The 23,167-nt window shown below is 62.3% G+C and carries 17 protein-coding genes; 11 read left to right on the top strand and 6 right to left on the bottom strand.

Translation table 11 applies throughout. The features are described from left to right. Positions 1 to 454: 454 nt before the first annotated feature. Complete coding sequence (locus AC1M7R_RS10780; RefSeq protein WP_072397277.1) at positions 455 to 1,447, bottom strand: AraC family transcriptional regulator; 993 nt, start codon at positions 1,445 to 1,447, stop codon at positions 455 to 457. Positions 1,448 to 1,623: 176 nt separating this feature from the next. Here AC1M7R_RS10780 and AC1M7R_RS10775 point away from each other — a divergent pair, with 176 nt between their 5' ends. Next, positions 1,624 to 5,049: a dermonecrotic toxin domain-containing protein gene (locus tag AC1M7R_RS10775; protein ID WP_490610394.1), complete on the top strand. Its 3,426-nt coding sequence runs from the start codon at positions 1,624 to 1,626 to the stop codon at positions 5,047 to 5,049. A 45-nt stretch (positions 5,050 to 5,094) separates the two neighbouring features. Here the strand turns inward: AC1M7R_RS10775 and AC1M7R_RS10770 are convergent, their stop codons facing one another. The 3 genes from AC1M7R_RS10770 to aspA form a co-directional block, all read right to left on the bottom strand. After that, the gene (locus tag AC1M7R_RS10770) at positions 5,095 to 6,099 is read right to left on the bottom strand and encodes an asparaginase (protein ID WP_072431365.1); all 1,005 of its coding nucleotides are present in this window, start codon (positions 6,097 to 6,099) and stop codon (positions 5,095 to 5,097) included. 132 nt (positions 6,100 to 6,231) lie between these two features. After that, the gene (locus AC1M7R_RS10765) at positions 6,232 to 7,677 is read right to left on the bottom strand and encodes an alanine/glycine:cation symporter family protein (protein WP_072397272.1); all 1,446 of its coding nucleotides are present in this window, start codon (positions 7,675 to 7,677) and stop codon (positions 6,232 to 6,234) included. A gap of 448 nt (positions 7,678 to 8,125) precedes the next feature. Next, a complete protein-coding gene (gene aspA / locus AC1M7R_RS10760) occupies positions 8,126 to 9,550 on the bottom strand; it encodes an aspartate ammonia-lyase (protein ID WP_072397269.1) in 1,425 nt (474 codons plus the stop codon). Between the two features lie 204 nt (positions 9,551 to 9,754). Between aspA and AC1M7R_RS10755 the strand changes: the two genes are divergently transcribed. From AC1M7R_RS10755 to AC1M7R_RS10735, 5 genes are all read left to right on the top strand, one after another. Continuing rightward, complete coding sequence (locus AC1M7R_RS10755) at positions 9,755 to 10,672, top strand: LysR substrate-binding domain-containing protein (protein ID WP_072397267.1); 918 nt, start codon at positions 9,755 to 9,757, stop codon at positions 10,670 to 10,672. Between the two features lie 333 nt (positions 10,673 to 11,005). Beyond that, entirely contained in the window at positions 11,006 to 11,497 is a 492-nt protein-coding gene (gene purE, locus AC1M7R_RS10750) for a 5-(carboxyamino)imidazole ribonucleotide mutase (protein WP_003196369.1), read from the top strand. A gap of 12 nt (positions 11,498 to 11,509) precedes the next feature. Next, positions 11,510 to 12,595 carry a 5-(carboxyamino)imidazole ribonucleotide synthase gene (locus tag AC1M7R_RS10745; RefSeq protein ID WP_072397265.1) on the top strand — a complete coding sequence of 362 codons (1,086 nt, stop codon included), beginning with the start codon at positions 11,510 to 11,512 and terminating at the stop codon, positions 12,593 to 12,595. Between the two features lie 100 nt (positions 12,596 to 12,695). Beyond that, on the top strand, positions 12,696 to 12,941 hold the full coding sequence (locus AC1M7R_RS10740; RefSeq protein ID WP_039593587.1) for a GlsB/YeaQ/YmgE family stress response membrane protein: 246 nt from the start codon (positions 12,696 to 12,698) through the stop codon (positions 12,939 to 12,941). 87 nt (positions 12,942 to 13,028) lie between these two features. Next, entirely contained in the window at positions 13,029 to 13,565 is a 537-nt protein-coding gene (locus tag AC1M7R_RS10735) for a DUF3299 domain-containing protein (protein WP_072397263.1), read from the top strand. 73 nt (positions 13,566 to 13,638) lie between these two features. On the opposite strand, the gene AC1M7R_RS10730 is transcribed toward AC1M7R_RS10735, so the two are convergent. Then, positions 13,639 to 14,538: a D-hexose-6-phosphate mutarotase gene (locus tag AC1M7R_RS10730; RefSeq protein ID WP_072397582.1), complete on the bottom strand. Its 900-nt coding sequence runs from the start codon at positions 14,536 to 14,538 to the stop codon at positions 13,639 to 13,641. Between the two features lie 57 nt (positions 14,539 to 14,595). Next, positions 14,596 to 15,000 (bottom strand): acyl-CoA thioesterase, encoded by a 405-nt coding sequence (locus AC1M7R_RS10725; protein ID WP_024777863.1) that lies wholly within the window; start codon positions 14,998 to 15,000, stop codon positions 14,596 to 14,598. A gap of 470 nt (positions 15,001 to 15,470) precedes the next feature. Here AC1M7R_RS10725 and AC1M7R_RS10720 point away from each other — a divergent pair, with 470 nt between their 5' ends. From AC1M7R_RS10720 to pstB, 5 genes are all read left to right on the top strand, one after another. Then, positions 15,471 to 16,769 (top strand): MFS transporter, encoded by a 1,299-nt coding sequence (locus AC1M7R_RS10720; RefSeq protein ID WP_072397261.1) that lies wholly within the window; start codon positions 15,471 to 15,473, stop codon positions 16,767 to 16,769. Positions 16,770 to 16,927: 158 nt separating this feature from the next. Then, positions 16,928 to 17,926, top strand: a complete 999-nt coding sequence (locus AC1M7R_RS10715; protein WP_072397249.1) for a phosphate ABC transporter substrate-binding protein PstS — start codon at positions 16,928 to 16,930, stop codon at positions 17,924 to 17,926. 467 nt (positions 17,927 to 18,393) lie between these two features. Next, a complete protein-coding gene (locus AC1M7R_RS10710) occupies positions 18,394 to 20,427 on the top strand; it encodes an ABC transporter permease subunit (RefSeq protein ID WP_172834652.1) in 2,034 nt (677 codons plus the stop codon). 15 nt (positions 20,428 to 20,442) lie between these two features. Further along, positions 20,443 to 22,113, top strand: a complete 1,671-nt coding sequence (pstA, locus tag AC1M7R_RS10705; RefSeq protein WP_072397246.1) for a phosphate ABC transporter permease PstA — start codon at positions 20,443 to 20,445, stop codon at positions 22,111 to 22,113. Between the two features lie 138 nt (positions 22,114 to 22,251). Further along, a complete protein-coding gene (pstB, locus tag AC1M7R_RS10700; protein ID WP_072397244.1) occupies positions 22,252 to 23,085 on the top strand; it encodes a phosphate ABC transporter ATP-binding protein PstB in 834 nt (277 codons plus the stop codon). Positions 23,086 to 23,167 lie beyond the last annotated feature (82 nt).

Genomic DNA, 23,167 nt, shown 5'->3' with positions numbered 1-23,167 from the left:
AACGAAAGGAACCCGGCATCCCCGAAGGGATCCTTGCGCAACCCGCCATAACACAGGAGTGCCAATGCCAGAAGCATCGCAATCATATTGAGGGGCGTTGCACCTTTCGTCTAACGGGCCGCCAAGCCCGACCACTGATGGGCAGTGGCAGGGAAACGATAGAGACCGGGGGCAAGGCGCACAAGCGGGCGGATTCTGGCGTAGTTGTGGGCAATGGCGCAAGGATTCGTAGCTTGGTGGACGCGTTGGTGGAGGGCGAATAAACAAGGCTCCGGATTGCCCCGGGATTCGTGGCGAGGGAGCTTGCTCCCGCTCTGCGGCGCAGCCGTCGTAAATCGGCCGGTGCGGTATCTGCGCACAAATGCGTCAGTCTGTTTTGGGGTGACTGCGTACCCAACGGGGATAAGTCCCCTCGCCACAGGGGGATGTTGTACATGAAAGCGATGTAGGGGGATCAGGGCCTGAACTGACTCGGCGCCACGCCGCTCCAGCGCACGAAGGCGTGACGGAAGCTGGCTGTTTCGCTGAAGCCCAGTCGTTCGGCGATACGGTAGATGGGCAAGCGATCCTCGCAAAGCATCTGCTTGGCCCGTTCGAAGCGCAGGTCGTCCAGCAGTTCCTGGTAGCTGCAGCCGCAGTCCTTGAGGTGCCGGCGCAGGGTGCGTGCCGAGCAGTTCATCTGTTCGGCCAGGCGTTCCAGGCCTGGGGCGGCGTCCAGCTGGACGGCGAGCAACTGGCGGATCCGCCCCAGCCAGGCCTGGCGTCCGGTGAATTCGGTGTTCTGCTTGCGGCAGCGTTCGACCATGGCGTTGTGGGTGATGGGGTCGGCCAGGGGCAGGGGGCGGTCCAACCAATGACGGTCGAAGGCAAAGGCGTTGACGGTGGCGTCGAAACGCACCGGGCAGTCGAAGTAGGCCACGTAGCGTGCCCGGTACTCCGGTGCAGGATGTTCGAAGCGCGCTGCATGCAGCGGCAATGCGCGGCCAAGCAGGTCATTGCAGATGACCTTCAGCGAGACCATGCAGAATTCGGCATTGAATGCCGCCAGGGCGGGATTCTCCCGGTAATCGCTGGCGCTGAGCCAGATGTGCTCGCCATCGTCCTCCAGGGCCAGGTCGAACAGTGTTCCCAAAAGAGCCGGATAGCGCAGTGCCAACCGCAAGGCGTCACCTAAGGTGGCACTGGTGAGCAAGGCATAGCCGAGCATGCCGTAGGACGAAACATGCATGCGCAAGCCCAGGTCCAGGCCGATGTCGCGCTTGAGGGCCACGGCGTTGGCGCAGACCTGCATTTCCTGGTTGGTGGTGATGCGCGTGTCGGCCCGGTTCAGGTCGGCCGCACTGATGCCGCTGCCGGCCAGCAACGCTTCACTCGGCAGGCCTTCGTGCTTGAAGGCATCAAGCACCAGGGAGACGGCGTTGAGAGTAGTGAGGTGGGAATGAAGCATGTTCGTTTCCAGCCTTGGGGAGGCTGGATATCGAGCAAGTTGTATGCCGGGAAAAACGATAACCCGATACCGCACAACGCCCCAACGGGCTGCTTACGCTCGCAGGTAACGGTCGCGGTTCGCTTCTTTAGGCGCGCTGAAGACTTCCACTCATTGCCTGCCAATGGAAAAAAGCCATGTCGACTTCAAGCCCCACTCCTTCGATGACAAGCTCGCCACGCCCCCTGCGAACCGATGATGAGATCACCTCATGGGCCCTGAACGTGCACCTGCTGTTCGCGTCACGCCCGTCGCTGACGGACGTCGCACGGACGACGCTGCAAGCGCTCCTCGATGAACGTTACCCAACGTTGGCGCCAGCCGCCGCAACCGCCGTGATCCTTGAACCTCAATGGCGCATGGACGGCGGGCAACCGCACAAGGTCGGGTACAACACCCATGGATTGGCCGACCTGTTGCTCGAGCGCTGCAGGGGCGTGGGGGCAAGGACGTTCAGCCAGGGCAGCTTTCTTGCGAAATTCCCTGGCGCAGAGACGCCCCAGGGCGAAAAGGTCCCCTTGGATGAACTCCAGCAAATGCTCGAAGAAGGGGCCTCCACGCTGCTTGAGGGCTATCAACAGCACCTGGTGGATTTCTGGAGCACGGACGCTCCCAGTGTCTGGCGACAACTGTCCGATCTGTTCAAGGCGCAGTTGCAACAGGCCGCTTCGGCGCTCGTAGGCGAGGAACTCGCCACCGTCCAGGCCGTCCTCGACTACCCGGAGCCGGCTCGGCGACAACGAGCCCTGGGGCAGGGCACCACCCGAGCCTGCGTCACGTTTGTCTACGAGGGCGACAGCAACGTTCCTCATCCGAGGGATGTGCTGGTGCTGGCCATGTCGCGCCGTCTGGGTGAGCGAGAAATCGCTTTGCTCTACACATTGACGGGCGGGATCGAGGTGTTCGGCTCGGTGGCGGCAATGGAAGCGTCCTGGTTCGGTGCGCGCCGGGCGGACGATTCGAAGCTGAGAAACTACACCCCCGAGCAGGACATCTTCGACGCCTTGACCCTCTGCCTCCTGGAGCGTCAGTTGCAACTGCTCGCCAGGATCAAACCCTCGGCTTATCCCGACACGGCCAGTCTTGAACGCGAAGTGGCGCTGGTTTCCGGTCCCGGCACGCTGCTGGGGGCCTTTCGCTCGGGGCATGAGGCCAGGCTGTCGAAACTGCAGCAGGTGCTTCCATCCTGGCTGAGGAATGCACCGTTGGCGGATCGCGGCGCCTACGGTCGTTTGTTGTCATCGCTGGCGGCGCAGCATCGAAGGTCTGTGTCATTCATGGCGGGTATTTCGAACATCCTTGAGTTCGCTGACCAGGCCTTGAAGGAAAAGATGCTGGAGGATGACCCTTCGCGCACGGATATCTCGGTGAACGGAATTGAAGTGACGTTATCCCGGTCGAGCAATTCCCCGTTCGAGATCATCGATCCGCCGTTTCCGTCCCCGCGCAGTGCAACTCAAACCCGGACTTTCCCCGAGATGGCGATCCGAAATCTCGAAGCTTTTCCCTGGAGCCCATCGAAGATCACTTACCAAGGGGGCGAACCACCCGCCTGGATGACCTATGAATATCTGCGGGACCTGACCTCGCGAGCCGACATCGGCCAGCACTATCCCGAACTGCTGCAGCGCAAGTTACTGAACGATCCCCTGGATGTGGCCCGCAGGCAGCAACATTTCGCTGATCGCCTCGCCATCCTGCTGCCATTGCAGGCATTGGAACTGAAGATCAAAAAGAACCTTACCGATATGGCTTATCGCTTTGTCGTGGCGGTGTTGCGGCCGACCCTGTCGGCCGGTTTCGCTGCCGGGTATGAACCGGTCATCAGGCCCCTGGCTTTCCTGACCGATGCCCAGGCAACGCCCAATGTGGTCGCCGACATGTTTGTGATCGGCCCCGAGGATGCCAGCCTGGGCCCTCATGTGCTTTACAGGCCTGCTTCGTCAACGCCCCTGATGGAATTTGCCTCGCGAGCCGCTCTTTTCGATGCCATCAAGCAGGCCGGAGCGTTACAGGACAGCGTACTTGCCGGGCTTGAACCTTCTGCCCGTCGGGTCTATGCCAACGGTGGTTTCCAGGAGCCGCACATCGGCCGGGTGCTGCTTTCGGATGCCACCGCTCCCCGGTCTCCGGAACCTGCATTGCTCGGCCGCGAGCCGTTACAAGGCGATATCGTCGGTGCGTTGTACAAAGCCTGTGCCCGGGCCTTGATCGAACAGGCCAAACGGGCTTCGGTGTCCGACTCGCAGACGCGCTGGGACAGGTTCATGCAGTTTGGCTGGGTAGCGTTCAACCTGTTGCTGCCGCTGCTGGATGGTCCGGTAATGATGATCGGTTTGCTGGCCCAGCTCACGGAGCAGCTTGATGAGTTCATTGACAGCGAGGGGGTGCAAGACAGCGCGGAAGCCTTGGCCGCGGCGTTGATGGGCCTGGCGTTGGTGCTGGTGCAGGGAGGGGCGCGCCTGGGAGCGATCAGCCGACTGGAGTCGCGGGCGAGGATCGAGCATGAGGCTCCGGTTGCCTTGCCTGGCAACGCGATCATCAAAGAGCCGGCGTTAGCTGCGTCCGCTAGCCCTTACGGGGCGAAAGCGCGGCTGGTCTATGGCTGGTCGAGCCCTCGTACCCATTTTTCCGCCCCTGAGCTGGCCCGCCTCGATACTTTCCAACTGGCATCTCCTTCTACGTCGCAAGGCCTGGTGGTTTCGGGTGAATACCAGGGGCTCTATCAACGGGGCAGCCTGTGGTTTGCCCAGGTCGAAGGCAAATGGTATCGAGTGTCACGCCGGCTTGAGGGGGTGGTGATCATCGACGCCGCCCATCCGGCGCGGACCGGTCCCTGGCTTGAACATGACGGGCAGGGTCGCTGGCGCCTGGGACTCCGCCCGCGATTGCTCGGTGGTGCGGGTGGGCTGAGTATCCGTGCCGCAAAGAAACTCAAGAGCCTGGAGAAGAAAGGGCGCGATCTGCTGGGCACACTTGATCAACAAATGTCTGACGTCGGTTGGTTGTCCAGAAGTGAGCGTCCCCCTATCGACGTAGAGGATCTCATCGTAGGCAAGGCAACCGGGTTCGACCGCTGTGCCGAGGAGATCGAGCAGTTGACGCAAGCGCTGGGTGACCAGGCTCCGCGAATGTTGATCGAGGAGCTGAGGGCCGGTGCCAGGCGTCTGCGGGAGTTGGGGCGAACCACCCGCATCATGATGACCAAGGCGAAGCTGCCCAACGTTGGCGCGGTGGAGTACTTGCTACAGGAACAGGAGATCAGCATCCGCAAGGCCGGTGGCCGGGTGGATATTTCAGACAATAAAGGTAACGACTTCCTGCAGGTCTACGAGATTCGCGAGAGGCGCAACAACCGCGTGCTGTGGTTCGCTCACTTCCATTATCTGAAACAGGATGCAGCGGCGGATGCCTTTACCAAGGCTCACCTGAAGACATTCGAGCAGGGCGGGCGGGGGCTTGAGTTCCAGAAAGCCCAGCAGAAGGCCGGCCAGGCGGTTGAGCGGATCTGGCGTGCCGACATTGGCAGCGCCGCCGCCAAGGCGTTGTTCCTCTCGGTGTAGCGGTGTGAGGCGCGAGGAGACTCGCGCCTCAGCGGTTTGCAGGGCTCAGCTCAGCTCGCCGCATAGGTCCAGCTCAACCAGCCGGCGGACATCCTCCACGGCCAGCCCGGCGCCTATCAACGCTTGCAGCTTGCCGAACGCCGCCTCGCGGGTCATGCCGCCACCGGACAGCACCCCAACGCCTCGCAAGCGGCTGCCGGCTTCGTACACGTCCAGTTCCACGCCGCCTTCATGGCATTGAGTCACCGCCACCACTACCACGCCGCTGTCCCGTGCCCGCTCCAGGCTGGCGAGGAAGGCCGGGTTGTCGCTTGGCCCGGTGCCGCTACCGTAGCACTCCAATACCAAACCCTGGATACCACTGCCGAGCAGGCCATCGAGGATCTCGGCGCTGATGCCGGGAAACAGAGGCAATGCCGCGATATTGGCCAGTTGTCTTGGCTGCCGGTAATTCAGCTCGGCCGGCAGGAACGTGGCTTTCGCTGCGCCGCCCTGGCGCTCCAGGCGCTTGAACGGATGGCGACCGAAACTGCGCACTTTCGCGCACCGGGTCGGTGCCAGCAGCTCCCCGTGGAAGTACAGGTGCACGCCCGGGGCCAGGCCCTGGCCGAGGGCGACCAGCGCGCCGCTGAGGTTCTCCCAGGCGTCGCTGTCGGTCACGCCGGCGGGCAGCATGGAACCGGTGAAACATACCCGGGCATGCAGGCCCAGCAGTTGGAAACTCATCGCCGCCGCGCTGTAGGCCAGGGTATCGGTGCCGTGCAGGATCAGCACGCTGTCGCAACCCTGTACATCCACGGCATCGACCACCGCTTCGCGCAGTTGCTGCCAGTAGGCCGGGGTCATGTTGGCGCTGTCGATCAGAGGCGACATCTCCCGGAAGCGCCACTGCGGGATCACGAGTTCGGGTTGGCTGTGCAGGTAATCGCGCATGCGCGCTTCGAAGCCGGAAGCCGGGGCCAGGCCCTGGGCGCTGGCCTGCATGCCGATGGTGCCGCCGGTATAGAGCACCATGACGTGCTGGGCGGCAGGGTAGGTCGAGCAATTCATGGTTGTTCTCCGAGGACGAAAGCGGCAGCTTCGTCGAGCTGCCCCAACATAAGGTCGAGCATGACGCCGACCTTACGCTGTGTCACGCCGGGCGCAGGGGATGCGCCCGGTTTTTTGCAACAAGCCTGCCGATCAGCGTTGCGCTGCGGTCGCGCCGGTCACTGCTTCAGGCTGGGGAGCCGAAGACGGGTTGGCTGGCCAGGCCTTGCGGTCCAGATCCAGGTCCGGGAACCTGGCGGAGTCGAAGACCGGTACCTTGATGCCGCAAGAGCGCTGGTCGTCGTAGTCGCGCAGGATGCGCATGCCGACCTTGAACAGCAGGAACAGCGCGATCAGGTTCACGAACGCCAGCAGGGTCATGGTGATGTCGGCGAAGGCAAACACGGTGCTGAGGTTTTCGATGGCACCCCAGAAGATCAGCACCAGGACCAGCGCGCGGTAGCCGATCAAGGCCTTGCGGTTTTCACCCACCATGAAGCGCAGGTTGTTCTCGCCCAGATAGTAGTTGTAGAGAATCGAGGTGAAGACGAACAGCGCCAGGGCCACGGAAATGAACATCCGGCCCCAGTCGCCCACGACGGCAGCCAGGGAGTTCTGGGTCAGGGCAATGCCGTCGCCTTCGAAGCCAGGGGTGTAGAAGCCCGACAGCAGGATCAGCAGCGCGGTGCAGGTGCAGATCACGAAGGTGTCCAGGAAAACACTGAACGCCTGGACCACGCCCTGGGCGACCGGGTGCTCGACCGAGGCGACAGCGGCCACGTTAGGCGCACTGCCCAGGCCCGCTTCGTTGGCGAAGACGCCACGCTTGACGCCCATGACGATGGCGCTGCCGATCAGGCCGCCGAAAGCCTGGTCCAGGCCGAAGGCGCTTTTGACGATGGTCACGAGCATGGCCGGTACATGGTCGAACTGCAGCACGATCACGTAGATGGTCACGGCGATGTAGGCCAGGGTCTTCACAGGCACCAGCAGGTCGGCGACCTTGGCGATACGCTTGATCCCGCCGATGAACACCAGGCCCAGCAGCACCGCCAGGCCCAGGCCGGTGTAGGTGGTGTCGAGACCGAAGGCGTTGTTCAGCGAGTGGGTCACGGCGTGGGCTTGCAGGCCGTTGAAGGCAAAGCCGAAGGTGACCAGCAGCAGGAACGCCATGATCATGCCCAGCCAGCGTTTCTGCAGGCCGTGCTGGATGTAGTAGGACGGGCCGCCACGGTACTGGCCTTCGGAGTCGCAGCGCTTGTAGAGCTGGCCGAGGGAGCATTCGAAGAAGCTGCTGGACATGCCGACCAGCGCGGTCACCCACATCCAGAACACCGCGCCGGGGCCGCCGAGAGTCACGGCGATGCCGACACCGGCGATGTTGCCCGCGCCGACACGACCGGCGAGGCTGAGCATCAGGGCCTGGAAGGAACTGAGCTGGTCGGTGCTGCTCTTGAGGCTGTCACGGAACACCGAGAACATGTGGAAGAAATGACGGAACTGGACGAAACGCGAGCGGATCGTGAAGTAGCCGCCGAGCCCGACGATGAGCACGATCAGCACTTTCCCTGAGAGGAAGTCGTTGATGACTTCAAGCATGAGTATTCCTCGCTGTTTTTTGTTTAAGCAAATGCTGGCCATTTGGAAACATCACGTTACATCCGTCGGCGCACGGCTTGACAGGTGAGGCGAGGTTTCGTCCCGGTCCAATTCGCGGGTTGTTATTAGTTCGGGTTTCGCATGTTTAAGGTCTCGCTACCGACGACCACTCATGCGAAGAGGGGCGGCACTATACCTATCAGTGCCTTGCCCGTCTGCACGGTTGTGGTGCAAGCGACGAAACGTCGTGCCGCAATCGGTACGAATCGCAGCCTTCGACAGCCCATCAAAGGAGCTGTCGAAGGCTGAGATCTGTCCCGATGTTGTCAATTTCGGCATAAGCCCTCCCTGGCGATGGCAAAAAAAGGGCTTGGGGAAAAAATTCCCCAAGCCCTCAAAAGGTGAGAGGTGTCTAGTCCCTCGACCTGGTGAGCAATGCTCGCATCTGTCACGCCTTGAGCGGGACCAGACGCGGAGCGATCATGTTTTCCGGGCGCAGGATGTCGTCGAGCATGGCGTCGTCGAGCAGACCTTCTTCGCGCACCAGTTCCAGCACGCCGCGTCCGCTTTCCAGCGCGACGCGGGCAATGCGAGTGGCGTTTTCATAGCCGATGTACGGGTTCAGCGCGGTGACCAGGCCGATCGAGTGCTCGACCAGTTCACGGCAGCGCGCTTCGTTGGCGGTGATGCCGACGATGCAGTGTTCGCGCAGCATGTCCATGGCCCGTTGCAGCAGGCGGATCGAGTCGAAGATCTTGAAGGCGATCAGCGGCTCCATCACGTTCAGTTGCAGCTGGCCGCCTTCGGCCGCCATGGTCAGGGCCAGGTCGTTGCCGATGATCTGGAATGCCACCTGGTTGACCGCTTCCGGGATCACCGGGTTGACCTTGCCGGGCATGATCGAACTGCCTGGCTGACGGGCCGGCAGGTTGATTTCGTTGATGCCGGTGCGCGGGCCGCTGGACAGCAGGCGCAGGTCGTTGCAGATTTTCGACAGCTTGACCGCGGTGCGCTTGAGCATGCCGGAGAACAGCACGAAGGCCCCCATGTCGGACGTGGCTTCGATCAGGTCGGCGGCGGGCACCAGCGGCTGGCCGCTGATAGTGGCCAGGCGCTGCACGGCCAGGGCCTGGTAGCGCGGGTCGGCGTTGATGCCGGTGCCGATGGCGGTGCCACCCAGGTTCACTTCGGTGAGCAGTTCGGGCGCCAGGGTTTTCAGACGCGCCAAGTCTTCGCCCAGGGTCGTGGCGAAGGCGCGGAATTCCTGGCCGAGGGTCATCGGCACGGCGTCTTGCAGCTGGGTGCGGCCCATTTTCAGGACGTGGCTGAACTCTTCGCCCTTGGCGGCGAATGCCTGGATCAGGCTTTCGAGGCTGGCCAGCAACGCATCGTGGCCCAGCAGCAGACCCAGGCGGATCGCGGTCGGGTAGGCGTCGTTGGTGGACTGCGCCATGTTCACGTCGTTGTTGGGGTGCAGGTATTGGTACTCGCCTTTCTGGTGACCCATGGCCTCCAGCGCGATGTTGGCGATGACTTCGTTGGCATTCATGTTGGTCGACGTGCCGGCGCCGCCCTGGATCATGTCCACCACGAATTCTTCGTGGAAATCGCCGCGGATCAGACGGGCACAGGCTTCGCTGATGGCTGCATGCTTGGCTTCGCTGAGCTGGCCCAGCTCGCGGTTGGCATCGGCGGCGGCCTGCTTGACCATTGCCAGACCGACCACCAGCTTGGGGTAATGCGAGATCGGAACGCCCGAGAGGCGGAAGTTGTTCACCGCTCGCAGGGTCTGGATGCCGTAATACGCTTGCGCTGGTACTTCGAGTACGCCAAGCAGATCTTTTTCTGTGCGGAATGATGCAGCGGAAGACATGATGGAAAATCATCTCGATAAGGACCCGGACTGTGCCGGAACGCTGTGGATCCTAGGCCTTCAGGAAAATAAGGGCCAATGCTGTTAAACACTGCCCTATGCATATTCGGCATAATGCACATGTGACGCCGGGCGAACGGCGAACGTGTGACCTGTTTTGGTGCGTGTGTCGTGCATGCGTTGGGCATGTGCAGGGAGAACGTGATGAATCTTGAAAGCAAATGGCTCGAGGACTTCAGTGCCCTGGCCGCCACTCGCAGTTTCTCCCAGGCGGCCGAGCGCCGCTTCGTGACGCAACCGGCTTTCAGCCGACGCATCCGCAGCCTTGAGGCGGCGCTGGGGCTGACGCTGGTCAACCGCTCCCGCACGCCGGTGGAACTGACGGCGGCGGGGCAGTTGTTCCTGGTGACGGCACGCACCGTGGTGGAGCAACTGGGCGAGGTGCTGCGTCACCTGCATCACCTGGAGGGTGGACAGGGCGAGGTGATACAGGTGGCGGCCGCGCATTCCCTGGCCCTGGGCTTTTTCCCACGCTGGATCGCCCAACTGCGCAATGAAGGCATGAACATCGCCACCCGGCTGGTGGCCACCAACGTGGGCGATGCCGTCCATGCCCTGCGCGAAGGCGGCTGCGATTTGATGCTGGCCTTCTATGACCCGGATTCGGCCATGCAGATGGATCCGGAGATCTTCCCGTCACTGCACCTGGGCCAGACCGAAATGCTGCCGGTATGCGCCGCCGATGCCGATGGCAGGCCGCTGTTCGATCTCGAAGGCGAGGCCAGCGTGCCGTTGCTGGCCTACAGCGCCGGGGCGTTCCTCGGACGCTCGGTGAACCAGTTGCTGCGCCAGCGGGCGCTGCGTTTCACCACGGTCTACGAAACGGCCATGGCCGACAGCCTCAAGAGCATGGCCCTGGAAGGCCTGGGCATCGCCTGGGTGCCGCAACTGAGCGTGCGCGCCGAGCTGGCCCGAGGTGAACTGGTGATCTGCGGCGGTACCCAATGGCATGTACCGCTGGAGATCCGCCTGTATCGCTGCGCCCTGGTGCGCAAGGCCAATGTACGACTGCTCTGGCGCAAGCTCGAGGGGGGCGTGGCCCAGGGTGCCATCGGATCCTGAAAACAACACGCAACCCCTTTTGGGAGCGAGCTTGCTCGCAATGGCGTTGGCTCTGCAGCATCGATGGCGACTGACACACCGCTATCGCGATCAAGCTCGCTCCCACAGGGATGCGGGCTGTTCCCTCGCTGACCTGCGAGTCAATAAAGCCGCCGCTTCAGCCCAAATGACAGATGGTCGGCGAAGGTGCGTTTAACGCACCGTTTTCGGTATACTGCCCGGCCTTCGGTCGGTTCGCCCGGCCATAATTCGTACAACAAGCCACGCTGGTTTCCCGCGTGGCTTGTTGTTTTTTGACGCGCCCGCGGGCGCCCAGAGAGAAGAGGCACGACGATGAGTGCACTGGTTGGCGTGATCATGGGCTCCAAGTCCGATTGGTCCACCCTTAGCCACACCGCCGATATGCTGGAAAAGCTCGGCATCCCCTATGAGGTGAAAGTGGTTTCCGCCCACCGCACCCCGGATCTGCTGTTCCAGTACGCCGAAGAGGCCGAGGCTCGTGGCATCGAGGTGATCATCGCCGGTGCCGGTGGCGCGGCCCACCTGCCGGGCATGTGTGCGGCCAAGACGCACCTGCCGGTGCTGGGCGTGCCGGTACAGTCGTCGATGCTCTCGGGAGTCGATTCGCTGCTGTCCATCGTGCAGATGCCGGCCGGCATTCCGGTCGCGACCCTGGCCATCGGCAAGGCTGGCGCGATCAACGCGGCCCTGCTCTCGGCGAGCATCCTGGGCGCCAAGCACCCACAATTTCATACCGTATTGAAGAAATTCCGCGCTGAACAGACAGACAGCGTCCTGGACAATCCGGACCCACGCATTGCCTGAGGTGGTTGACGAATGAAGATCGGTGTAATCGGTGGCGGCCAGTTGGGCCGCATGTTGGCCCTGGCGGGTACGCCGCTGGGGATGAACTTCGCTTTCCTGGACCCGGCCCCGGACGCTTGTGCCAGTGCCCTGGGCGAGCATCTGCGGGCTGACTACGGCGACCAGGACCACCTTCGCCAACTGGCCGATGAAGTCGATCTGGTGACCTTCGAATTCGAAAGCGTCCCGGCCGAGACCGTTGCCTTCCTGTCCCAGTTCGTTCCGGTCTACCCGAGCGCCGAGGCCTTGCGCATCGCGCGAGACCGCTGGTTCGAAAAGAACATGTTCAAGGACCTGGGCATTCCCACCCCGGCCTTCGCCGACATTCAGTCCCAGGCCGACCTGGACGCCGCCGTCGCGTCCATCGGCCTGCCGGCCGTGCTCAAGACCCGCACCCTGGGCTACGACGGCAAGGGCCAGAAAGTCCTGCGCACGCCCGAAGACGTGGCCGGTACATTCGCCGAGCTGGGCAGCGTGGGCTGCCTGCTGGAAGGCTTCGTACCATTTACCGGGGAAGTCTCGCTGATCGCCGTGCGTGCCCGCGACGGTGAGATCCGTTTCTATCCGCTGGTGCACAACACCCACAAGGACGGCATCCTCAAGCTGTCCGTCGCCAGCACCGACCACCCGCTGCAGGCACTGGCCGAGGACTACTCCAGCCGGGTGCTCAAGCAGCTCGATTACGTCGGCGTGATGGCGTTCGAGTTCTTTGAAGTGGACGGCGGCCTCAAGGCCAACGAGATCGCCCCTCGGGTGCACAACTCCGGGCACTGGACCACCGAGGGCGCCGAGTGCAGCCAGTTCGAAAACCACCTCAGGGCGGTGGCCGGGCTGCCCCTGGGTTCGACCGCCAAGGTCGGCGAAAGCGCGATGCTCAACTTCATCGGCAAGGTGCCGGACACCGAGAAAGTCCTGGCAATCGCCGACTGCCATCTGCATCACTACGGCAAGGCGTTCAAGGCCGGACGCAAGGTCGGCCACGCCAACCTGCGGTGTGCCGATCGGGCCACGCTGGCCCAGCAGATCATCAAGGTCGAGACGCTGATCGCCGAGCATTGATCCGCAACATTTTGGAACCATTCGTCGGCAGGATTCTCTCATGGCAAGGTGCCAAAGCCTGACTAGGCTTTGGCATGAGTCCTACTCAAGAGGAAATGCCATGGGAATCATCGGAACCATCTTTATCGGCTTGATCGTTGGCCTGCTGGCGCGCTTCCTGAAACCGGGTGATGACAGCATGGGCTGGATCATGACCATTCTGCTCGGTATTGGCGGTTCGTTGGCAGCCACCTATGGCGGCCAGGCCCTGGGCATCTACCAGGCGGGCGAAGGTGCCGGCTTCATCGGTGCCCTGGTGGGCGCGGTCGTATTGCTGGTGATCTACGGCCTGATCAAAAGAAACTGAATCAAATGCGTCAAGGCCCTCTCTACGGCGCGTAGAGAGGGCTAGAATGCCCGGCGTCCTACCTTTCACTCTTTGCCGAGCCCTTTCATGCGCCGTCTAGTGTTGACCCTTCTTTTGCTGGGCAGTGCCTTGGCCCATGCAGCCGAACTGCCGGAAACCGACTGGCTCGAGCTGATGCCCAAGTCGGACCAGAAAGCCCTCGAGGCCATGCCCGAGATCGACCACAACTCCCCGGAAGCCGATGGCACCTTCACTCAGAAAGGCGGCCTGAAACAGAGCAAGGGCTTGCCGGCGGTGATGTATTCGACCAAGACCGTGGCGTCGATGAACGACAAGCACATCCGCATCGGCGGTTATCCGGTACCCCTGGAAACCGATGCCAAGGGTCACAGCACGCTGTTTTTCCTGGTGCCATACCCTGGCGCCTGCATCCACGTTCCGCCACCGCCGCCCAACCAGTTGGTACTGGTGCGTTACCCCAAGGGCCTGAAGCTGGATGACATCTACACCCCGTTATGGGTGACCGGCACGCTGAAGATCGAAAAGGTCGACAACGACCTGGCGAGCGCGGCGTATGCGCTGGACGCGCAGAAGGTGAGGGTAGTGCAGGACGCGGATCTGTAACCGACTGCTCGGCTGACCCAAAACCATGCGGGAGCGAGCAGGCTCACTCCCACTGTGGTTTTTGTGGCGTGGCTTAGAGCGGCTTGCTGCAGATGCTCACGCCAAGGGTATGGCTGGCCTCTGGCAGCAAGGTCACCACATCGTCCATCACATTCGCCGTTTCGATGCACAGCATGCGCTGCCAGCCATCGTCGGCCATGTCGCTGAAGGCCTTGGCGCGTTCGGTCCAGGGGTTCCAGATCACCGCCGAACGCGAACCGCTGCTGGTCAGTTCGATCCGTCGTGCCCAGTGCGGGTCCACGATGCTCAGCGTCGGCGGGGTATCGAGATAGATGCGATCCGTCTCGCCGGAAAAATGCAGGTCACCGGCCTGGGTCGCTGTGTTCCAGTCGTCCAGGGTCTCGATGTAACTCAGGCCATCGACCCCTTGGACATGCACGTTGCGGACATCGCTGACGGCGAAATAGCTGTGTAGCGCCTGGCTGAGGCTGACGGTCTCGCTGCCACGGTTATGGCTGGTGAGGCTGATGTGCAACTGCGTGTCCATCACGATGGCCAGCGTCAGGTCCACCTGATGGGGCCAGCCCGACAGGCCATTCTCAGGATAAGGCAGCACGAACTCCACCTTCAGGCTGTCGCCTTCGGCTTCGATGCCCTTCAATGTCCAGTCCATAGCCCGCACCAGGCCGTGGGCGGTGGCTGGCTCGTTGCTCACGCGCATGGCTTGTACGCTGTCGGGGTTGCGGGTGAGGTTGCCGAACCATGGCCAGCACACCGGTACACCGGCGCGGATGCTCTTGCCGGTCTTGAAGGTGGCCTGGTCGTTGAGCCAGATCAGCGGCGGCTGGCCGTCCACTTGATAGCTGAGGATATGCGCGCCTTGCTGGGCCACCAGCAACTCGGCCTGGCCGTGGCGAATGCGCCATCCATTGAGTTCATCCAGTTTGACGGCTTCGACATTGGGCGTAGGCATGCTGCAAATCTCGCTCGGGAACAGGAACTGCAATGGACCGCAAAACGGTCGCCGTGTTTAACGGGCGCGGGGCGGAACCGAACGGGTGCGACCGCTGCCATCGATGGCGACGAACACGAACACGGCCTCGGTGACCTTGCGCCATTCACTGGACAGCGGATCGTCGCTCCAGACCTCGACCATCATCTGGATCGAGCTGCGACCGATTTCCAGGGTCTGGGTGTAGAACGACAGTTGTGCACCCACCGCTACCGGCACCAGGAACGCCATGCGATCGATCGCCACGGTCGCCACGCGCCCGCCGGCTACCCGGCTGGCCATTGCCGTGCCGGCCAGGTCCATCTGGGACACCAGCCAGCCGCCGAAAATATCGCCAAAGCCGTTGGTGTCACGGGGAAGTGCGGTGATCTGCAGGGCAAGGTCGCCTTGCGGGATTGGATCTTCTTGCTCGAGCTCTATCATGCCGAAGGGGCCTCTGACCCGTAACTCTGTCTTGTACTTCAGGTGAATAGCCGTCTTTGTAAAAAACGATTCAGCCCGAACATGCCGCGTTCGTCACGTTTTTCGTAAAGGCGTGCCAAAGGGATACTCTGCGAAACCGGCTGGTTTTTCATTGCGCCCACCAACGACGTTTTCGCACAGCAACCCCTTACAGAGTGTCGCAAGCTTGCGAGTATATCGGGCGATAGACGTCGAGACGACCACTAGTGCCCTCATTCCCCAATAAGGTTCTTCTTTGATGGCGTCCCTCGCCGTCATGCTGCATTGCCGCTTCTCAAGGCGCCCGTTTGCGCAACTGGACACCCGGCTCCGATTTTCGATGCCCAAGGGCACGTCTCCATGTGCTTTTTCGAACAATTTGCTATCGTGCCAAACCTTGCCCCAACCCGTATCGGTGGGTTGCGGAACCGACTATAAGAGAAGCCCCTCCCATGACCACTGCGCCTTCGAGCACGGCAACACCCGCGCAACCCGCCCGTCCGCTGACCCGCAATGATTACAAGACCCTGTCGCTATCGGCCCTGGGCGGCGCGCTGGAGTTCTACGATTTCATCATTTTCGTGTTCTTCGCCACTGTGGTCGGGAAATTGTTCTTTCCCGCCGAAATGCCCGAGTGGCTGCGCCTGATGCAGACGTTCGGCATTTTTGCCGCCGGTTACCTGGCCCGTCCGCTGGGCGGGATCATCATGGCTCACTTCGGCGACCTGCTGGGACGCAAGAAGATGTTCACCTTGAGCATCTTCATGATGGCGGTGCCTACCCTGATCATGGGTCTGTTACCCACTTATGCGCAGATCGGCATGTGGGCGCCGATCCTGCTGTTGCTTATGCGGGTGATCCAAGGGGCGGCCATCGGTGGCGAAGTGCCGGGGGCTTGGGTATTCGTTTCCGAACACGTTCCGGCGCGCCACATCGGTTATGCCTGCGGCACCCTCACTTCCGGCCTGACGGCGGGGATCCTGCTGGGGTCGCTGGTGGCCACCGCCATCAACAGCCTTTATACGCCCGTGGAAGTGGCGGAGTTCGCCTGGCGGATTCCGTTCCTGCTGGGCGGCGTGTTCGGTCTTTTCTCGGTGTACCTGCGCCAGTGGCTGCACGAGACTCCGGTATTCGCGGAGCTGCAGCTGCGCAAGGCGTTGGCCGAAGAAGTGCCGTTGCGCGCAGTGCTGCGTGACCATCGAGGCGCCATCATCGTTTCCATGCTGCTGACCTGGTTGTTGTCCGCCGCCATCGTGGTGCTGATCCTGATGACCCCGACGGTCCTGCAGACGGTCTATCACTTCCAGCCGACCACCGCCCTGCAGTCCAACAGCCTGGCGATCGTGATGCTGAGCATCGGCTGCATCCTGGCCGGTGTGCTGGCCGACCGCTTCGGCGCGGGACGTGTCTTCGTGTTCGGCTGCGCCGCATTGCTGGCCAGTAGCTGGACCTTCTACCACAACCTGGCCGAGCATCCGCAGTGGCTGTTCCCGATGTATGCCCTCACCGGTCTTCTGGTGGGCACCATCGGCGCGGTTCCCTATGTCATGGTCAAGGCCTTTCCGCCGGTGGTGCGCTTCAGCGGCCTGTCGTTCTCCTACAACGTTGCCTACGCGATTTTCGGCGGCCTGACGCCAATGATCGTCAGCCTGCTGCTCAAGGAAAGCCCGATGGGGCCGGCCTATTACGTGGCGGTACTGTGTGGCGTCGGGATGGTGGTAGGGGCCTATCTCTGGAAAAAAGGGCGCTAGACCCGGTTCTGTGGCGAGGAGATAAATCCCCTCGCCACGACATCTTGTAAAACTCGATGCTGGCCTTTCATCCAATTGTCATATTTCAGCCATAGAGTGTTCACACGGCTTACAGATACTTGGCCGACTTAACACACCCTATCTGCTAGGAGTAAGGCATGAAACTGAAGCGTTTGATGGCGGCAATGACTTTTGTCGCTGCTGGCGTTGCGACTGCCAACGCGGTTGCCGCTGTTGACCCTGCGATCCCGAGCTACACCAAGACCACTGGTGTGTCGGGCAACCTGTCCAGCGTCGGCTCCGATACCCTGGCCAACCTGATGACCTTGTGGGCCGAGAACTACAAGAAAGAATACCCGAACGTAAACATCCAGATCCAAGCCGCCGGTTCCTCCACCGCGCCGCCCGCACTCACCGAAGGCACCTCCAACCTGGGCCCGATGAGCCGCAAGATGAAGGACAACGAACTGCAGGCCTTCGAACAGAAGTACGGCTACAAGCCAACCGCTATCCCGGTTGCCGTGGACGCCCTGGCCGTATTCGTGCACAAGGACAACCCGATCCAGCACCTGACCATGGAGCAGGTCGACGCGATCTTCTCCTCCACTCGTCTGTGCGGCGGCAAGACCGACGTCAAGACCTGGGGTGACCTGGGCGTGACCGGTGACCTGGCCAACAAGCCGGTCCAACTGTTCGGTCGTAACTCGGTATCCGGCACCTACGGCTACTTCAAGGAAGAAGCCCTGTGCAAAGGCGACTACAAGCCAAACGTCAATGAGCAACCAGGTTCGGCTTCGGTCGTGCAGTCCATCAGCTCTTCGCTCAACGGCGTGGGCTACTCGGGCATCGGCTACAAGACCGCCAGCGTGAAGACCGTGGCCCTGGCCAAGAAAGGCAGCACTGAGTTCGTCGAAGACACCGAAGAGAACGCCCTGAACGGCAAGTACCCGCTGTCGCGTTTCCTCTACGTGTATGTCAACAAGGCTCCGAACAAGCCTCTGGCTCCCCTGGAAGCCGAGTTCGTGAAGCTGATCCTGTCCAAGCAAGGCCAGGAAGTCGTGGTCAAGGATGGCTACATCCCACTGCCAGCCAAGGTAGCCGCCAAGGCCCTGGCTGACCTGGGTCTGTCGGAAGGCGGCAACGTCGCCAAGAAGTAAGCCCTGAGCCCGGGCCGGCGCCCGGGCTTTGTGGAAGCGGGCCTGCTCGCGAAGAGGCCGGTGCATTCGACGTCGATGTCGACCGGCCCGATGCTGTCGCGAACGGGCTCGCTCCCACACACAAATTCCTGTCCGCTGCCGGTTTGTTCGGCGGCGGATTTGTTGCGTCACTGCATTGTCATCTTTCTGTCATACAGGATCGCTAGGGTGTGCGCATGAATGATCTGGCCAATTCCACAATGACTACGACTTCCCCTCCCAAGCGCATTGATTTCAATACGCCTGAGCTTCAACGCAAGCGTCGCGTCCGCGCGCTCAAGGATCGCCTGACCCGCTGGTACGTGCTGGTGGGTGGCCTTGCCGTCCTGGCGGCCATTACCCTGATTTTCTTCTTCCTGGCCTATGTCGTGCTCCCGCTGTTCCAGGGTGCGGACCTGACGGCCAAGGACTCCATCACGCCGGCCTGGATGCAGGACGCCGGCAAACCGCTGATGATCTCCATCGAAGAGCAGAACCAGGTGGCCATGCGGGTTTCCGACAAGGGCCAGGCGCTGTTCTTCGACCTGACCAGCGGCGCCGAACTGCGCCGTGTCGACCTGCCGGTCCCGGCCGGCGCCAGCGTGACGTCCATTGGCGAAGACCAGCCCGGCAGCCCGCTCGTGGTGATCGGCCTGTCCAATGGCCAGGCCCTGGTGTTCCGTCATACCTATAAGGTCACCTACCCGGACGGCAAGAAAACCATCTCGCCTGCCGTCGAATATCCTTATGGTGAGACGCCGATCGTCTTGAGCGAGCAGGGCGCGCCCCTGGAGCACGTCAGCCTCAACGCCACCGATTCGACCCTGTTGCTTGCCGGTTCCAGCGGTGCCCAGTTGCAGGTGCTGTCGCTCACCAGCGAAGAAAACATGATGACCGGCGAGATCACCAGCGAGCAGACGCGCATCGAGCTGCCGCAGATGACCGAGCCGGTGAAGAACATCTTCGTCGACCCTCGCCAGCAATGGCTGTATGTGGTCAACGGCCGGGCCCAGGCCGACGTGTTCAACCTGCGGGACAAGAGCCTCAACGGCCGCTACAAGCTGCTGGAAAACGCCGAAGCCCAGATCACCGCCGCCGCCCAGCTGGTGGGGGGGATCTCGCTGATCTTCGGTGATTCCAAGGGTGGCCTGGCCCAATGGTTCATGGCCCGCGATGCGGACGGCGAGCAACGCCTGAAGCAGATCCGCACCTTCCAGATGGGCACCACGCCGATCGTCGAGATCAGCGCCGAAGAGCGCCGCAAAGGCTTCGTCGCCCTCGATGCCGCCGGCAAGCTCGGCGTGTTCCACAGTACCGCCCACCGCACCCTGCTGGTGGACCAGGTGGTCGATGGCCAAGGTCTGTTCGGCATGTCGCCGCGGGCCAACCGCCTGATCGTGGAGCAGGGCGGCAAGCTGCAGCCCCTGACCCTGGACAACCCGCACCCGGAAGTGTCCTGGAGCGCCCTGTGGAGCAAGGTCTGGTACGAGAACTACGACGAGCCTAAATACGTCTGGCAATCGACCGCCGCCAACACCGACTTCGAACCCAAGCTGAGCCTTTCCCCGCTGACCTTCGGTACGCTCAAGGCCGCGTTCTACGCCATGCTGCTGGCCGCGCCGCTGGCCGTCGCCGCCGCGATCTACACCGCCTACTTCATGGCCCCCGGCATGCGCCGCAAGGTCAAGCCGGTGATCGAACTGATGGAAGCGATGCCGACGGTGATCCTCGGTTTCTTCGCCGGCCTGTTCCTGGCGCCGTATGTGGAAGGGCATCTGCCAGGTATCTTCAGCCTGCTGATGCTGTTGCCCATCGGCATCCTGGTGTCCGGATTCGCCTTCAGCCGCCTGCCCGAGTCGATTCGCCTGAAAGTGCCGGACGGCTGGGAGAGCGCGCTGCTGATTCCGGTGATCATGTTCGTGGGCTGGCTGTCGCTGTACATGAGCCCGTACATGGAAGCCTGGTTCTTCGGCGGCGACATGCGCATGTGGATTTCCCATGACCTGGGCATCACCTATGACCAGCGCAACGCCCTGGTGGTGGGCCTGGCGATGGGTTTCGCGGTGATCCCGAACATCTACTCCATCGCCGAAGACGCCGTATTCAGCGTACCTCGCGGCCTGACCCTGGGCTCCCTGGCCCTGGGTGCCACGCCGTGGCAGACCATGACCCGGGTGGTGATCCTCACCGCCAGTCCGGGCATTTTCTCGGCACTGATGATCGGCATGGGCCGGGCGGTGGGCGAGACCATGATCGTGCTGATGGCCACCGGTAATACGCCGGTCATGGAAATGAACCTGTTCGAAGGCCTGCGCACCCTGGCGGCCAACGTGGCGGTGGAGATGCCCGAGTCTGAAGTCGGTGGCAGCCATTACCGCGTACTGTTCCTGTCGGCACTGGTGTTGCTGCTGTTCACCTTTGTCATGAACACCCTCGCCGAGCTGATCCGTCAGCGTCTGCGCAAGAAATATTCGTCGCTTTAAGAAAGGTAGAAGTCTGTGAAACAGCACTCCCTGAAAGGATGGTTCAAGAGCGGCGCCCCCGGCGTCTGGATCAGCGGTGGCGCGGTGTCCATCGCGGTGATCATGACCATTGGCCTGCTGGCAGTGATTGCCGTGCGCGGCCTGGGCCACTTCTGGCCGGCGGACCTGATCCACGCCAGCTACAACGTGCCGGGCATGCCCAGTCACCTGGTGGTCGGCGAAGTGGTGCAGAAAGAAGAAGTGCCTCGCGAGCGGCTGAAAAGCGCTGGCCTGCCGGTGCCCGACGAAGGCCCCGAGTTCATGACCCGCGAGCTGGTGAAGGTGGGTAACCGGGACCTCAATGGCACCGACTTCACCTGGATCGTCGGCGACTGGCTGACCAACCAGACCACGCCACCGGAGCTGATGGCCATCGAGCGCCGCGAGTGGGGCAACTTCTACGGCTACCTGGTCAACGTCAAGGAGGAGGGCAAGGTCGTTGCCGAAGGCGAGGCCGCCTGGCCGCAGTTGCAGGCCCGGGTGGAGCGCGTCAACCAACTGGCCGCGGAGCTCAAGACCCTGGAGAAGGTCGAGATCGGTGCGATCAACGCCGGACTGGAGCGTATCCGCCTGCACGGTCGCAAGCTGGAGCTGGACGGCAAGCTTGACGCCGCGGCCCAGGCCGACCTGGACAGCGAGCGTGCCGAGCTCAACGCTCGCTACAAGGACATCGAGGCACGCCTGACCGACCTGCACGCCCAGTTCAACCGCGACAGCCTGACCGCCCGGGATGCCAACGGCAAGGAAGTGGAAATCAGCATCGGCAAGGTGGTGCACGCCTATCAGCCGAACGGCATGGGTACCTTCACCAAGCTGGGGTTCTATTTCAGCAAGGTCTGGGAGTTCCTCAGCGACGACCCTCGTGAAGCCAACACCGAAGGCGGGATTTTCCCGGCGATCTTCGGCACCGTGATGATGACCCTGATCATGGCGATGATCGTGACGCCGTTCGGCGTACTGGCGGCTGTATACCTGCGCGAATATGCGCGCCAAGGCACCATGACCCGGCTGATCCGTATCGCCGTGAACAACCTGGCGGGCGTCCCGGCCATCGTCTACGGCGTGTTCGGCCTGGGCTTCTTCGTCTACGTGCTGGGTGGTTCGGTCGACCGGCTGTTCTTCCCCGAAGCCCTGCCGGCGCCGACCTTCGGGACTCCTGGCTTGCTCTGGGCGTCCCTGACCCTGGCGCTGCTGGCGGTGCCGGTGGTGATCGTGGCGACCGAGGAAGGCCTGGCGCGTATCCCGCGGACCGTGCGCGAAGGCTCCCTGGCCCTCGGCGCGACCAAGGCCGAGACGCTGTGGAAGATCGTGCTGCCCATGGCGAGCCCGGCGATGATGACCGGCATGATCCTCGCCGTGGCCCGCGCCGCGGGCGAAGTGGCGCCGCTGATGCTGGTGGGCGTGGTGAAACTGGCACCTTCGCTGCCGCTGGACGGTAACTACCCGTACCTGCACCTGGACCAGAAGATCATGCACCTGGGCTTCCATATCTATGACGTGGGCTTCCAGAGTCCGAACGTCGAAGCGGCGCGGCCGTTGGTCTACGCCACGGCGCTGCTGCTGGTACTGGTGATCGCGATACTGAACCTGTCGGCGGTGTGGATCCGTAACCACCTGCGCGAGAAGTACAAGGCACTGGATAGTTGATTACGCACTGATTTTCTGTGGGAGCGAGCCTGCTCGCGATGGCATCGCCTCGGTCCAGCGCCGGGCCGAGGTGCCAGAAACGCGAGCAGGCTCGCTCCCACACAACCGAACCGAATTTGTTAGCACAGGGAGCCTCCCATGCAACACGAAGCACATACACATGGCATCAACATGTCGGCCCTGGGCCGCGACAAGCAGAGCCTGAACCTGGCCGAAGAAACCGTCGCCATCGAAGTGCCCGGCCTGAACCTGTTCTACGGCCAGAAGCAGGCGCTGTACGACGTCAGCCTGAACATCCCGAAACAGCGCGTGACCGCGTTCATCGGTCCGTCGGGTTGCGGCAAGTCCACCCTGCTGCGCACCTTCAACCGCATGAACGACCTGGTGGACGGTTGCCGCGTCGAGGGTGAGATCAACCTCTACGGCAACAACATCTACCGCAAGGGCGAAGACGTGGCCGAGCTGCGCCGTCGCGTGGGCATGGTGTTCCAGAAGCCCAACCCGTTCCCCAAGACCATCTACGAGAACGTGGTCTATGGCCTGCGCATCCAGGGCATCAACAAGAAGCGCGTACTCGACGAAGCCGTGGAGTGGGCGCTCAAGGGCGCGGCCCTGTGGGATGAAGTCAAGGATCGCCTGCACGACTCGGCCCTGGGCCTGTCCGGTGGTCAGCAGCAGCGTCTGGTGATTGCCCGCACCATCGCCGTGGAGCCGGAAGTATTGCTGCTCGACGAGCCTTGCTCGGCCCTGGACCCGATCTCGACCCTGAAGGTCGAGGAGCTGATCTACGAACTCAAGTCCAAGTTCACCATCGTCATCGTGACCCACAACATGCAACAGGCGGCTCGGGTCTCCGACTACACCGCGTTCATGTACATGGGCAAACTGGTGGAATTCGGCGATACCGATACGCTGTTCACCAATCCGGCCAAGAAGCAGACCGAAGACTACATCACCGGTCGCTATGGCTAGTCGAGGCCGTTGCAAGCCGCAGAGCACAGGCGGCAGATGCGATCCGGATCAACATTTAACTGCTTGAAGCTTGCAGCTTGAA

This window comes from Pseudomonas sp. MS01C9, assembly GCF_058202755.1.
This window is presented reverse-complemented; position numbering and strand designations above follow the sequence as displayed.

Excerpts from the sequence above, each read along its gene's own strand:
- AC1M7R_RS10780 (WP_072397277.1), bottom strand. The coding sequence starts at position 1,447 with ATGCTTCATTCCCACCTCACTACTCTCAACGCCGTCTCCCTGGTGCTT.
- AC1M7R_RS10775 (WP_490610394.1), top strand. The coding sequence starts at position 1,624 with ATGTCGACTTCAAGCCCCACTCCTTCGATGACAAGCTCGCCACGCCCC.
- AC1M7R_RS10770 (WP_072431365.1), bottom strand. The coding sequence starts at position 6,099 with ATGAATTGCTCGACCTACCCTGCCGCCCAGCACGTCATGGTGCTCTAT.
- AC1M7R_RS10765 (WP_072397272.1), bottom strand. The coding sequence starts at position 7,677 with ATGCTTGAAGTCATCAACGACTTCCTCTCAGGGAAAGTGCTGATCGTG.
- aspA (WP_072397269.1), bottom strand. The coding sequence starts at position 9,550 with ATGTCTTCCGCTGCATCATTCCGCACAGAAAAAGATCTGCTTGGCGTA.
- AC1M7R_RS10755 (WP_072397267.1), top strand. The coding sequence starts at position 9,755 with ATGAATCTTGAAAGCAAATGGCTCGAGGACTTCAGTGCCCTGGCCGCC.
- purE (WP_003196369.1), top strand. The coding sequence starts at position 11,006 with ATGAGTGCACTGGTTGGCGTGATCATGGGCTCCAAGTCCGATTGGTCC.
- AC1M7R_RS10745 (WP_072397265.1), top strand. The coding sequence starts at position 11,510 with ATGAAGATCGGTGTAATCGGTGGCGGCCAGTTGGGCCGCATGTTGGCC.
- AC1M7R_RS10740 (WP_039593587.1), top strand. The coding sequence starts at position 12,696 with ATGGGAATCATCGGAACCATCTTTATCGGCTTGATCGTTGGCCTGCTG.
- AC1M7R_RS10735 (WP_072397263.1), top strand. The coding sequence starts at position 13,029 with ATGCGCCGTCTAGTGTTGACCCTTCTTTTGCTGGGCAGTGCCTTGGCC.
- AC1M7R_RS10730 (WP_072397582.1), bottom strand. The coding sequence starts at position 14,538 with ATGCCTACGCCCAATGTCGAAGCCGTCAAACTGGATGAACTCAATGGA.
- AC1M7R_RS10725 (WP_024777863.1), bottom strand. The coding sequence starts at position 15,000 with ATGATAGAGCTCGAGCAAGAAGATCCAATCCCGCAAGGCGACCTTGCC.
- AC1M7R_RS10720 (WP_072397261.1), top strand. The coding sequence starts at position 15,471 with ATGACCACTGCGCCTTCGAGCACGGCAACACCCGCGCAACCCGCCCGT.
- AC1M7R_RS10715 (WP_072397249.1), top strand. The coding sequence starts at position 16,928 with ATGAAACTGAAGCGTTTGATGGCGGCAATGACTTTTGTCGCTGCTGGC.
- AC1M7R_RS10710 (WP_172834652.1), top strand. The coding sequence starts at position 18,394 with ATGCAGGACGCCGGCAAACCGCTGATGATCTCCATCGAAGAGCAGAAC.
- pstB (WP_072397244.1), top strand. The coding sequence starts at position 22,252 with ATGCAACACGAAGCACATACACATGGCATCAACATGTCGGCCCTGGGC.